Here is a 12,647-nt window from a genome sequence, read left to right on the forward strand (position 1 = left end):
CTATGGTCCACCGTAGGATTCCCGCGGGGGCGCGTCAACGGGGCCCCGCAAGGAGTGCCGCAGAAAGTTACCGCCGGAGGGGCTCCCAAAAGATGAACAATCCTCTACTCTCACGCGCATGCCATGGACCCGAAGGCTCCTTGCCGTCCTTGTAGCGCTCTGCGCAGCGCTTGTCATAGCCCCCGTCGCCCAGGCGCACGAGGAGCGGCCGGTGACGTTCCCGGACGGTTCGGGCAGTGTGCCCACGTATCGCGACGGGCCGCCGGACCTGCTGGTCTGCAAGGAGGACCGGGCGGACTTCGAGCGCCGGATCTCCGGCTTCCCCGCCGAACTGCGCAAGGAGAACCTCGACCTCTTCGCGAAGTGCCAAAAGAGCGGCTTCCGGCATCTGCAGGAGGCGGTGGACGCCGTCGACGAGCCCGGCATGAACATCGCGATCCTGCCCGGCCTGTACGAGGAGGAGCCCTCGCAGCCCAAGCCCACGGGCGCGTGCACCGAGCTCAAGGCCAAGGACTCCGCGCTGGGCTACCAGATCCTGTCGTTCGCGCAGCAGAAGCAGTGCCCGCACAACCAGAACCTCGTCGCGATCCTCGGCAAGAAGGATCTGCAGATCGAGGGCACGGGCGCCTCACGGCTCGACGTGGTGATCGACGCCAAGTACTCCAAGCTCAACGCGATCCGCGCGGACGAGAGCGACGGGATCTACTTCCGGAACTTCACCGCCCAGCGCACCACCTTCAACTCCCTGTACGTCCTGGCCGGTGACGGCTTCGTGATCGACGACGTGCTGACCCGATGGAACGACGAGTACGGCTTCCTCACCTTCGCCAGCGACCACGGGCTCTACAAGAACTGCGAGTCGTACGGGAACGGCGACTCCGGCATCTACCCGGGCAGCGCCTCCGACATCAACAACGAGCGCGGCTACGACGTTCCGCGCTACTCCATCGAGATCACCGGCTGCCGCAGCCACCACAACATGGTCGGCTACAGCGGCACCGCGGGCGACTCGGTCTATGTGCACGACAACGAGTTCGACCACAACATGGGCGGCGCATCCATGGACTCCGCCTTCCCGGGACACCCCGGACTGCCGCAGAACCACGCCCGGTTCGAGCGCAACGACATCCACGACAACAACGCGGACTACTACAAGTACATCGCCGACGGCACCTGCGCGAAGGCTCCCGTGGACCGCGGCTACGAGGACGGCGTGGTCTGCCCGCAGATCTCCATGCCACCCGGCACCGGCATCATCACCGCCGGCGGCAACTGGAACCTGTACGAGAACAACTGGGTGTACGGGCATGACCGTGCCGCCTTCTTCCTGAGCGCCGTGCCCGCGTTCATCCGCGGGGAGTCGGCCTGGTCGAAGCAGGCGGACACCTCGCACCACAACCGGTACGCGGGCAACAAGCTCGGGGTCGACAAGCAGGGCAAGGCGCGGCCCAACGCCACCGACGTGTGGTGGGACGGGCAGGGCGAGGGCAACTGCTGGCAGGGCTCGGCGGGCGCGTCCACACCTCGGGCACTGCCGGAGTGCGGGTCCTCGCGCGGGGACGTGTCCGGCGGTGCGGACCGGCTCGCGGGCGAACCGACCAAGCTGGCGGCGCTGTTGGTGTGCGCCGACTACGACGCACGGGCGGCGCGGCTGCCGGCGGGCTGCGACTGGTACGGGGCGACGGGCATCGAACGGATCGAGGTCCAGGTCGCGTTGGGGATCGCGGTTGTACTGACCCTCGTCGGGGGCGTGCTGTGGTGGCGCAGGCTGCGCACCCATCGGTGGGCGACGGCGGCCTGCGCGGCGGGTCTTGTCGGACTCGCGCTGGATGTGGCCGGGGCCACCAAGGGCCTGCAGGCCGGCTATCTGCCCGCTGTGGCACTGCTGTTGACCGGCGCCTGGTGGGTCGGCGCCGGTGTGGTGCTGCGCGGGGAGCGGCCGTGGTTCGGCTGGGTGACGGTGGCCCTCGGGGTGCTCACGCTGCTCGACGCCTTCGACAAGGCGGTGGTGATGCTGCCGTGGATCCCGCTGGGTCCGGCCTGGATCCGTGGGCTGCTCGGTGTGGTGTGGGTGATCTGGGCCGTGGTCGTGGCGGCTTCGCGCGCGGGGGAGGCCCCCGTCGTGGCGGAGGCGGACGAGGAGCAGCCGCCGCCGACGGTGGCCGAGACGGAGGTGCCGGCGTGAGGGGGGTCGGTCCGAGGGGTGCTGGGGTGAGGGAGGCCGGTGTGAGGGGTGCCGGCGTGAGGGAGGAGATCGGTCCGAGCGGTGCCGGCGTGAGTAGTGCCGGCCCGAGGGGGCTCGAGGTGAGGCGTGCCGGGGTGCGGCGTGTCCGCCGAGGTGCGGGCGTGGTCGCCGTGGTGCTGCTGCTCGCCGGTGTCACGGCGGGCTGCAGCGACCGCCCCACCACGCACCACAAGCCCGGCACCAGCCATGAGGAGGCGAGCGGTTCGACCGGCCGGCTGCTCGACCGCGAGGACGAATCGGGGCATCGCTACCGGCAGGTCGACGCCGCGGACGCGCCGTCCGTGGAGCTGGCGGTGCGCCCGGACTCCGTGGACGGCTGGAACGTCCGGCTCTCCGTCCGTGCCTTCCGGTTCACGCCCGACAGCGTGGGCGGGGGAGCGCTGCCGGGCCGTGGTCACGCCCATCTGTATCTGGACGACCGCAAGATCGCCCGGGTGTACGGCGAGTGGTACCACCTGCCCGCATCCGCCGTCCCCAAGGGTGCTCACACGCTGACCGCCCGCCTGTACGCGGACGACCACACCGTCTGGGCGGTCGGCGGAAAGCCGGTCGAGTCGACGGCCGAGCTGTCGCAGGCCGCACGGGGGAGCGGGCACAGCCATGACGAGGGCGGCTCGGGAGAAGACTCCTCGGCCGGACCGGACGGCAAGGGCGGCACGGACGCGCCGGACGGGGACGGCACCGACGCGGCGGACGAGGGCAGCGTCGACCGCACCGTGACTATTGCCGTCGACGGCAAGAACGTCGAACCCCCGCCCGGACGCGTCGAGTTGAAGAAGGGCCAGCGCATCCGCCTCTCGGTGACGAGCGACCGCGCCGACACCCTCCACGTCCACGGCTACGACAAGGAGGCCGACCTTCCGGCGGGCCGCGCGGGCACGCTGACGCTCACCCTGGACCGCACCGGCCTCTTCGAGGTCGAGACCCACGGCTCGGGTCTCGTCCTGACGCAACTCGTGGTGCGGTGAAAGGGGTGTTGACCCTGAACGCCCTGCGCTCGGTGGGGGATCTGCCTGCGATGCGGGACCTGCCCACCGTGCGCGACCTGTCGGCCGTGCACGACCTGCCAGCCGTGCGCGACCTGCTCACCGTGCACGAACTGCCGACCGTTCACGACCTGCCCACCGTGCACGACCTGCACGCGCTGCCCGTCCCTGAGGCCGGGGCACCGGCCCTGCACGCCGTCCTCGCACCGACGGACACCCCCACCCCGGGCCCCTCCGCCCTGACCCAACTCGCCCACGGCATCGGCTCCCAGCACGACCTGCCGATCTCCCCCTTCTACGCCTACGCCGGTGCCTTCACCGCCCTGTTGGTCTCCTTCCTCGCGCTCGGCCTGCTGTGGTCCACCTCCCGATTCCGCGGCGACCGCTCCGGACTCGCGCTGCCCCGCCCGGTGCAGCGCTTGGCCGACGCGCGTACGACCCGCCGCGTGCTGCGCGTACTCGGCCTCGCGGCCGCCCTGTTCGTCCTCGTTCATCTCCTCTTCGGCCCTGACGACCCCGAACGCAACCCGGCACCCGGCGCCGTACACGTCCTGTTCTGGGTCGGACTCGTCCCCGCATCCCTCCTCTTCGGTCCCGTCTGGCGCCTCCTGAACCCGCTGCGCACCCTGCACGCCGCGGGCTGCCGCGCCTTGCGGCGCGACCCGGAGGCAGGCCGCCCGCTCCCGCCGTGGCTCGGCATGTGGCCCGCCGCGGCCGGCCTCTTCGCGTACACCTGGCTCGAACTCGCCTCCCCGGACCCGGCCTCCCGTACCGCCCTGCTCGTCTTCCTCCTCACCTACGCGGCCGTCCACCTCGCGGCGGCCACCTGGTTCGGCGCGCGCTGGTTCACGCAGGGGGACGCCTTCGAGGCGTACTCGACCCTGTTCGCCCGGCTCTCCCCCGTCGGGCGCCGCCGCGACGGACGCCTCGTGCTCCGCAACCCCTTCCACGGCCTCGACGCGACCCCGCCGGTCCCGGGGCTCGTCGCCACCGTGTGCGTCATGCTCGGCTCCACCGCCTACGACGGCTACTCGGACTCCCCGTCCTGGATCACCACCCTCCAGACCTCCTCCCTCGGCCGCACCGCCACGGCCACGCTCGGACTGCTCGGCGCCGTCGCCCTGGTCGCCGCTCTCTACTCCCTGTGCGCCGGCGCCACCCGCGCCTTCGCCCGCCGCCCGGCCGCCGCGAAGACGACTGCCCGGCCCGACCCGAGACCCACTGCCGAGCCCGACCCGAGACCCTCTACCGCCAAGACCATCCCCACCGCCCCGAAGATCACCGCCCCGAAGATCGCCGCCCCGCAGACCCCCACCCCGAAGGCGCCCGCCCCGGCTGCCCCCGCCCCCACCAACCTCGACGCCCCCGCCGGCACCCCCCGCAGAACTCCCGTCACCACACCCCCGCACCCCCGGGCCGCCTTCGCCCACTCACTGATCCCGATCGCCCTCGGCTATCTCATCGCCCACTACTTCACCCTCTTCGTGACGGAAGGACCACGCACAGTCATCGTGGCATCCGGCACTGACAATCCCGTCCCGCCCGAACCGCTCCTGGATCCGGGCGGAACCGCCGCGCTCCAGGTCATCGCGATCATCGCGGGACATGTCCTCGGCGTCGTGGCCGCCCACGACCGCGCCGTCCGGCTGCTGCCGCCCGAGAAGGCGATCGCGGGCCAACTGCCCCTGTTCGCGCTGATGATCGCGTACACCTTGGGCGGTCTCGGACTGCTCATAGCCTGAGCTCCCGACCGGCGGCTGGACGCCGGATCCGGGCCGGGTACCGGTAGAGAAGGGCCGCACCTGCATCATGGATCCCGTGACCACGACGCCTTCGCTTACGGATCAGTCGGCCGGCGCCCTGCGCCGCGTGCCCGTGCAGGAGCGCAGTGCCGAACGGCTCGGCCGGATACTCGACGCGTGCGCCGCGCTGCTCGACGAGGTCGGCTACGACGGACTGACGACGCGCGCCGTGGCGGACCGCGCAGGGGTGCCGATCGGCTCGGTGTACCGCTTCTTCGGCAACAAGCGGGCCCTGGCCGACGCCCTCGCCCTGCGCAACCTCGACCTGTACGCCGACCGCACCGCGGCCCGGCTCGCCGCGCTCACGGCGCCCGACTGGCCGGCCGCCGTGAATGCCGCACTGGACGAGTACCTGGCGATGAAGCGCACCGTCGCGGGCTTCGCCCTGGTCGACTTCGGTGTCCCGTCGGGCGGCGCGGACGCCAATCACCAGGTCGCCGGCCGACTCGGAGGGGTCCTCGCAGGTCACCTCGGCAAACCGCTCGACGATGACGTACGGCGCGCGCTGCTCGTCGCCGTCGAGGCCGCCGACGCCCTGCTCCAACTCGCCTTCCGCGCCGAGCCGTCGGGAGACGAGGACCTGATCGCGGAAACCCGCAAGCTCCTGCACCGCTACCTGGCGCCGACCTTCGACTGAGCCACCGCCCGCCGCCCACAACCGCCCGGGCCGCCGCCCGCGCCACCCGAGCCGCCGCCCGCGCCCACCCGAACCGCCGCCCGCGCCCACCCGAACCGCCGCCCGCGCCCACCCGAGCCGCCCACCCGAAGCCCCCTCACCCACCCCTCCGCATGCCCGGATCCGGCGCACCCCCTCCCCACCGTGCATACCGGTCGGTATGCTCGCCGCGTACGCGCGACCACCGCGCAGCCCGCGCACGACGACCGCCGCCCCGGGAGGGCCCGAGTCCGCCACCAGTGACGCCCGCGCCGCACAGTCCGCCACGGACAAGACCCGTACCGCTCTGCGTATTTGTCCGCTCTGCGAGGCCACCTGCGGCCTGACCCTCACGATCGAAGGCACCCGCGTCACCGGCGCCCGCGGCGATCAGGACGATGTGTTCAGCAAGGGGTTCATCTGCCCCAAGGGTGCCTCCTTCGGCGAGCTCGACGCCGACCCCGACCGGCTGCGCACCCCGCTCGTCCGCAAGGACGGCCGGCTCCAAGAGGCAGGCTGGGACGAGGCGTTCGACGTCATCGCCGAGCGTCTGCGCCCGATCGTCGAGGCCCACGGACCGGACGCGCTCGGCATCATGCTCGGCAACCCCAATGTGCACACCATGGCCGGCGCCCTGTATCCGCGGCTGCTGATCTCCCCGCTCAAGATCCGCAAGGTGTTCAGCGCCAGCACCCTCGACCAGATGCCCAAGCACGTCTCCAGCGGGCTGCTCTTCGGTGACCCCTTCGCGATCCCGGTGCCCGACCTCGACCACACCGACCATCTCCTGCTGATCGGCGCCAACCCCCTGGAGTCCAACGGCAGTCTGTGCACCGCCGCCGACTTCCCCGGCAAGCTCAAGGACCTCAAGAAGCGCGGCGGCACCCTGACCGTCGTCGACCCCCGCCGCACCCGCACCGCCCGCATGGCCACCCGGCACCTCGCCGTACGCCCGGGCAGTGACGGACTGCTGCTCGGGGCCCTCGCGTACACCCTGTTCGAGGAGGGCATCACCGACCTCGGCGACCTCGGCGCGTACGTGGAAGGGGCGGACCAAGTCCGCGAGGCGCTCCGGCAGTTCACCCCCGAGGCCGTGGCGGACGCCTGCGACATCCCGGCCGAGGAGATCCGTACCGTCGCCCGTGAACTCGCCGGCGCCCGGACCGCCGCCGTCTACGGCCGGATCGGCGCCAGCACCGTCGAGTTCGGCACCCTCACCAGCTGGCTCGTCGATGTGCTCAACGTGCTGACCGGCAACCTCGACCGCCCCGGCGGCGCGCTCTTCCCGCTCTCCGCCACCGACAAGGCACCCCGTCCCGCGGAGCCCGGCAAGGGCTTCGCGCTCGGCCGCTGGAAGAGCAGGGTCTCCGGACATCCGGAGGCCAAGGGCGAGTTGCCGGCCGCCGCGCTCGCCGAGGAGATCGACACCCCGGGTGAGGACCGGATCCGCGCCGTGCTCACCATCGCCGCCAACCCGGTCCTGTCCGCGCCGGACGGCAACCGGCTCGACCAGGCGCTCGAGAGCCTCGACTTCATGGTCAGCGTCGATCCGTATCTCAACGAGACCTCGCGCCACGCGGATGTCGTGCTGCCCCCGCCGCCGCCCGCGCAGAGCGCGCACTTCGACTTCGCGTTCAACGCGCTCGCCGTGCGCAACCAGGTGCGCTACACCCGCGCCGCCGTACCCCTGGAAGAGGGCCTGCTCCAGGAGAGCGAGATCCTCGCCCGCCTCATCCTCGCCGCGACCGGGATGCACGGCATGCCCGCGGAAACCGTCGACCGGATGGTCATCGAGAGCACCCTCGGCAAGGCCGTGACCGACCCCCACCAGCAGGTCCACGGACGTGACCCGAAGGAACTCGCGGAGGAGCTCACGGGCGACGGCACCGTGGAGCAGCGGCTCGACATGATGCTGCGCCTGGGCCCGTACGGCGACGGCTTCGGAGCCCACCCCGAAGGTCTCACGCTCGCCAGGCTGCTCGCCCACCCGCATGGCATCGACCTCGGCCCGCTGCAGCCGCGGATCCCGCAGCTCCTGAAGACCCGCAGCGGAAAGGTCGAGCTGCTGCCCGGGCCGATCGCCGAGCACCTTCCGCGGCTCGCGGCGGCCATGGACCGGACGCACGACGGCCTCGTCCTCATCGGGCGCCGCCATCTGCGCTCCAACAACAGCTGGATGCACAACGTCCGCACCCTCGCCGGCGGCTCCAACCGCTGCACGCTCCAGATGCACCCCGACGACGCCCGCCGCCTCGGCCTCACCGACGGCGAGCAGGCACGGGTGAAGGGCGACGGCGGCGAGATCGAGGTGCCGGTGGAGATCACCGACACCGTACGGACGGGAGTGGTGAGCCTGCCGCACGGCTGGGGCCACGACCGGCCCGGCACCCGGATGTCCGTCGCACACGCAAGCCCGGGCGCCAACTACAACCAGCTGCTCGACGGCACCCGGCTCGACGTGCTCTCCGGTACGGCGGTGCAGAACGGTGTGCCGGTCCAGGTCGCGCCCGTGGGCACAACCGCCTGACCCACCGCTGTGACCTGGAGTTTTGCGCTTATTGCTCACGCGTCAACATCTTGTTAACGCAAGTTCGCGACACCTAACGTCGTCCGGACCGCCGCCTCTGGTGGAAGTTCAAGGGCGAACGTTAGGTGTCCATATGCTGACCATCCTCGGCTTCGCCATGATCGCGACCTTCCTGGTCCTGATCATGCTGAAGAAGATGTCGCCGATCGCGGCGCTGGTCCTCATCCCCGCGCTCTTCTGCGTGTTCGTCGGGAAGGGAGCCCATCTCGGGGACTACGTCCTCGAAGGCGTCACCAGCCTCGCGCCCACCGCGGCGATGCTGATGTTCGCGATCGTCTACTTCGGCGTGATGATCGACGTCGGCCTCTTCGACCCGATCGTCCGGGGCATCCTGCGCTTCTGCAAGGCCGACCCGATGCGGATCGTCGTCGGTACGGCGGTGCTCGCCGCGATCGTCTCGCTCGACGGCGACGGTTCGACCACGTTCATGATCACGGTCTCGGCCATGTACCCGCTGTACAAGCGCCTGGGCATGAGCCTGGTCGTGATGACCGGTGTGGCCGCCACCGCCAACGGCGTGATGAACACGCTGCCCTGGGGCGGCCCGACCGCCCGCGCCGCGACCGCGCTGAAACTGGACGCGTCCGACATCTTCGTGCCGATGATCCCGGCGCTCGCGGTCGGTCTGCTCGCCGTCTTCCTCCTCTCGTACGTGCTCGGCCTGCGCGAGCGCAAGCGCCTCGGTGTGCTGACCCTGGACGAGGTCCTGGAGAAGGAGCCGGAGCCGGAGACCGTGCTCGTCGGCGCGGGCGGCAAGGGCGACGGCAAGACGGGCGGCAAGGTCGCTTCCAACAAGCCCACCGGCGGCGCGGGTTCGGGTACGGACGATGCCGGTTCCGCCTCCGAGGAGGACGACTTCCAGGGCCTCGACCCCAACCGCGACACCCTGCGCCCCAAGCTGTACTGGTTCAACGCGGGCCTCACCGTCGCGCTGCTCGCCGCCATGATCATGGAACTGCTGCCGATCCCGGTCCTGTTCCTGCTCGGCGCGGCCCTGGCCCTCACGGTCAACTTCCCGCACATGCCCGACCAGAAGGCCCGGATCGCCGCCCACGCGGACAACGTCCTCAACGTCTCCGGCATGGTCTTCGCCGCCGCCGTCTTCACCGGTGTCCTCCAGGGCACGGGCATGGTCGACAGCATGGCGCGCTGGCTGGTCGACACCATCCCGGCCGGCATGGGCCCGCACATGGGCCTGGTCACCGGACTGCTCAGCCTCCCGCTGACGTACTTCATGTCCAACGACGGCTTCTACTTCGGCGTCCTGCCCGTACTCGCCGAGGCCGGTGCCGCCCACGGCGTCTCGCCGCTGGAGATCGCCCGAGCCTCGCTCGCCGGCCAGGCCCTGCACATGTCCAGCCCGCTGGTGCCCGCGGTGTACGTGCTCGTCGGCATGGCGAAGGTGGAGTTCGGCGACCACACCCGCTTCACCGTGAAGTGGGCGGCGCTCACCTCGCTGGTGGTGCTGTTCTCCGGGATTCTCTTCGGGATCATCTGACCCGATGGCCGACTCCATACGGCCCGGCAGGGGCTGGCTGCTCCGTCTCGTCATCGCCTTCGGTTTCGCGCAGGCGGCGGTGTCGATGGCGCGACCGGCCGTCTCCTACCGGGCCCTCGGTCTGGGCGCCGACGAACGCGCGATCGGTGTGATCGCCGGTGTCTACGCACTGCTCCCGCTGTTCGCCGCCGTACCGCTGGGCCGCCGCACCGACCACGGCCGGTGCGCGCCCCTGCTGCCGGCCGGTGTCGTCCTCATCGCGGGCGGCTGCGCGCTGAGCGGCACGGCGAACTCCCTGGCGGCGATGGCGGCTTGGAGCGGCGTGATGGGCCTCGGCCATCTCGCCTTCGTCATCGGCGCCCAGTCGATCGTGGCCCGCCAGTCCGCACCGGCCGAACAGGACCGCAATTTCGGCCACTTCACCATCGGTGCCTCGCTCGGCCAGCTGATCGGCCCGATCGCCGCGGGCGCGCTTGTCACGGGCGGTTCGCACGGCGATGCCATGGCCCGTACGAGCGCACTGGCCCTGCTCGTCTCGGCGGGAGTGGCCGTGGTCTCGTTCGTGTCCCTGTGGCGCATCGAGCACCACGCACCGTCGAAGAAGCCGGCCAAGGACGCGAAGGTACCGGTCCACCGCATCCTGCGGACGCGCGGCGTGCCCGCCGGCATCCTGATCAGCCTGGCCGTGCTCTCGGCCACCGACATCCTCACCGCGTACCTGCCGGTGATCGGCGAACACCGCGGCATCGCACCGTCCGTGATCGGACTGCTGCTCAGCCTGCGCGCGGCCGCCACCATCGCCTGCCGTCTCGTGATGACCCCGATGATCCGGCTGATCGGCCGCACCACACTCCTGGTGTCGACCTGTCTGCTCGCCGGTCTGCTCTGCGCGGGAATCGCCCTGCCCGTCCCGGTCTGGGCCCTTGCCGCCATGCTCGCCGTCCTGGGCTTCTGCCTCGGCGTCGGCCAGCCGCTGTCGATGACCACCGTCGTGCAGGCCGCCCCCGCCGAGGCCCGCTCCACCGCCCTCGCGCTGCGCCTGACCGGTAACCGCCTCGGTCAGGTCGCGACCCCCGCCTCGGCCGGGCTGATCGCGGGCGCGGCCGGGATCGGCGCACCTTTCGTCATGCTTGGTGCGCTTCTGGTAGGTGCGGCGGCACTTGGGCTGCGTCGTCCGGGGCCATCCCCTTCGTCGCCGCCATCCCCTTCGGGGGCCGCATCAACTACCGTCACCGACCGGGACGTTCGGACCCCCCTGGCGCGCGAAAACTAACAGCGCTAGTTTGGTGGCTCCGCGCAGCACTTCTGCCTGCGCGGCTCTCGTACGGCGAGTTCGTACGAGGGGTTCGGACGCGACCCGTACGCGGGGTGCGTACGCCGGTGACGTCAGGGAGGTCGAGGCATGAAGCCGCACGAGGGGCTCTACATCAACGGCGCGTGGACGCCCGGGGCATCCACGGAGACCATCGAGGTGGTCAACCCGGCCGACGAGCAGGTGATCGGCCATGTCGCCGCGGCCGGCCGCGAGGACGTCGACGCGGCGGTACGTGCCGCCCGCGCCGCGCTGCCGGACTGGGCCGCGACACCGCCCGCCGAGCGCGCCGCGAAGCTCACCGCCCTGCGGGACGCGCTCGCCGCACGCCACGAGGAGATCGCCGAGACCGTCACCGCCGAGCTGGGCGCCCCGCTCGGCTTCGCCAAGGCCGTGCACGCGGGCCTGCCGATCGCGGTGGCCGGTACGTATGCCGAGCTGGCCGCCACGTACGCCTTCGAGGAGAAGCTCGGGAACTCGACCGTCCTTCACGAGCCGGTCGGTGTCGTGGGCGCGATCACGCCCTGGAACTACCCGCTGCACCAGATCGTCGCCAAGGTCGCCCCCGCGCTCGCCGCCGGCTGCACCGTCGTCCTCAAGCCCGCCGAGGACACCCCGCTCGTCGCGCAGCTCTTCGCCGACGCCGTGCACGAAGCGGGCGTGCCCGCCGGTGTGTTCAACCTGGTGACGGGCCTCGGTCCGGTCGCGGGCCAGGCGCTCGCCGAGCACCCCGGTGTCGACCTGGTCTCCTTCACCGGCTCCACCGCCGTCGGCAAGCAGATCGGCGCCACCGCGGGCTCCGCGATCAAGCGCGTCGCCCTGGAGCTGGGCGGCAAGTCCGCCAACGTGATCCTGCCGAGCGCCGATCTGGGCAAGGCGGTCAACGTCGGCGTCGCCAACGTGATGTCCAACTCCGGCCAGACCTGCAGCGCCTGGACCCGGATGCTGGTCCACACCGACCAGTACGACGAGGCCGTCCAGCTGGCCGCCGCGGCCGCCGCCAAGTACGTGGCGGGCGACCCGCACGACGAGGCGAGCCGTCTCGGCCCGGTCGTCAACGCCAAGCAGCACGCCCGCGTGCGCGGTTACATCACGCGCGGCATCGAGGAGGGCGCCCGGATCGTCGCGGGCGGCCCCGAGGCCCCGCACCCCACCGGCTACTACGTCAACCCCACGATCTTCGCCGACGTCCGCCCGGAGATGACCATCGCGCAGGAGGAGATCTTCGGCCCGGTGATCTCGATGATCCGGTACGAGGACGAGGCGGACGCGCTCCGTATCGCCAACGGCACGGTGTACGGGCTCGCGGGCGCCGTCTGGGCCGGTGACAAGGATGAGGCCGTGGCCTTCGCGCGCAAGATGGACACCGGGCAGGTCGACATCAACGGCGGGAAGTTCAACCCCCTTGCCCCGTTCGGCGGTTACAAGCAGTCCGGGGTCGGCCGCGAGCTCGGGCCGCACGGTCTGACCGAGTATCTGCAGACGAAGTCGCTGCAGTTCTGAGCCCTTCCCTCCGGCAGGCGGCTCGTGAAATGCCTCTCCCTCGCGAGCCGCTGCTCCCT

General features: G+C 71.3%; 8 protein-coding genes. All 8 read left to right on the top strand.

All coding sequences use genetic code 11. From position 1 onward, the window contains the following. The first annotated feature begins 118 nt into the window (after positions 1 to 118). The 8 genes from ABT367_RS11715 (at position 119) to ABT367_RS11750 (ending at position 12,588) form a co-directional block, all read left to right on the top strand. Positions 119 to 2,185 carry a right-handed parallel beta-helix repeat-containing protein gene (locus ABT367_RS11715; protein WP_352252074.1) on the top strand — a complete coding sequence of 689 codons (2,067 nt, stop codon included), beginning with the start codon at positions 119 to 121 and terminating at the stop codon, positions 2,183 to 2,185. 161 nt (positions 2,186 to 2,346) lie between these two features. Next, positions 2,347 to 3,213, top strand: a complete 867-nt coding sequence (locus ABT367_RS11720) for a hypothetical protein (RefSeq protein ID WP_352252076.1) — start codon at positions 2,347 to 2,349, stop codon at positions 3,211 to 3,213. An 8-nt stretch (positions 3,214 to 3,221) separates the two neighbouring features. Beyond that, positions 3,222 to 4,973 (top strand): hypothetical protein, encoded by a 1,752-nt coding sequence (locus ABT367_RS11725; protein WP_352252078.1) that lies wholly within the window; start codon positions 3,222 to 3,224, stop codon positions 4,971 to 4,973. A gap of 67 nt (positions 4,974 to 5,040) precedes the next feature. After that, positions 5,041 to 5,670: a TetR/AcrR family transcriptional regulator gene (locus ABT367_RS11730; protein WP_352252080.1), complete on the top strand. Its 630-nt coding sequence runs from the start codon at positions 5,041 to 5,043 to the stop codon at positions 5,668 to 5,670. Between the two features lie 199 nt (positions 5,671 to 5,869). Further along, positions 5,870 to 8,215 carry a molybdopterin oxidoreductase family protein gene (locus ABT367_RS11735; RefSeq protein ID WP_352252082.1) on the top strand — a complete coding sequence of 782 codons (2,346 nt, stop codon included), beginning with the start codon at positions 5,870 to 5,872 and terminating at the stop codon, positions 8,213 to 8,215. 100 nt (positions 8,216 to 8,315) lie between these two features. Then, a complete protein-coding gene (locus ABT367_RS11740; protein ID WP_352252084.1) occupies positions 8,316 to 9,773 on the top strand; it encodes a CitMHS family transporter in 1,458 nt (485 codons plus the stop codon). Positions 9,774 to 9,777: 4 nt separating this feature from the next. Next, positions 9,778 to 11,046: an MFS transporter gene (locus ABT367_RS11745; RefSeq protein ID WP_352252086.1), complete on the top strand. Its 1,269-nt coding sequence runs from the start codon at positions 9,778 to 9,780 to the stop codon at positions 11,044 to 11,046. Between the two features lie 129 nt (positions 11,047 to 11,175). Beyond that, on the top strand, positions 11,176 to 12,588 hold the full coding sequence (locus tag ABT367_RS11750) for an aldehyde dehydrogenase family protein (RefSeq protein ID WP_352252088.1): 1,413 nt from the start codon (positions 11,176 to 11,178) through the stop codon (positions 12,586 to 12,588). Positions 12,589 to 12,647: the final 59 nt, after the last annotated feature.

It is taken from the genome of Streptomyces mesophilus (assembly GCF_040300965.1).
Classification (GTDB): Bacteria; Actinomycetota; Actinomycetes; order Streptomycetales; family Streptomycetaceae; genus Streptomyces; species Streptomyces mesophilus_A.

Excerpts from the sequence above, each read along its gene's own strand:
- ABT367_RS11715 (WP_352252074.1), top strand. The coding sequence starts at position 119 with ATGCCATGGACCCGAAGGCTCCTTGCCGTCCTTGTAGCGCTCTGCGCA.
- ABT367_RS11730 (WP_352252080.1), top strand. The coding sequence starts at position 5,041 with ATGGATCCCGTGACCACGACGCCTTCGCTTACGGATCAGTCGGCCGGC.
- ABT367_RS11735 (WP_352252082.1), top strand. The coding sequence starts at position 5,870 with ATGCTCGCCGCGTACGCGCGACCACCGCGCAGCCCGCGCACGACGACC.
- ABT367_RS11745 (WP_352252086.1), top strand. The coding sequence starts at position 9,778 with ATGGCCGACTCCATACGGCCCGGCAGGGGCTGGCTGCTCCGTCTCGTC.
- ABT367_RS11750 (WP_352252088.1), top strand. The coding sequence starts at position 11,176 with ATGAAGCCGCACGAGGGGCTCTACATCAACGGCGCGTGGACGCCCGGG.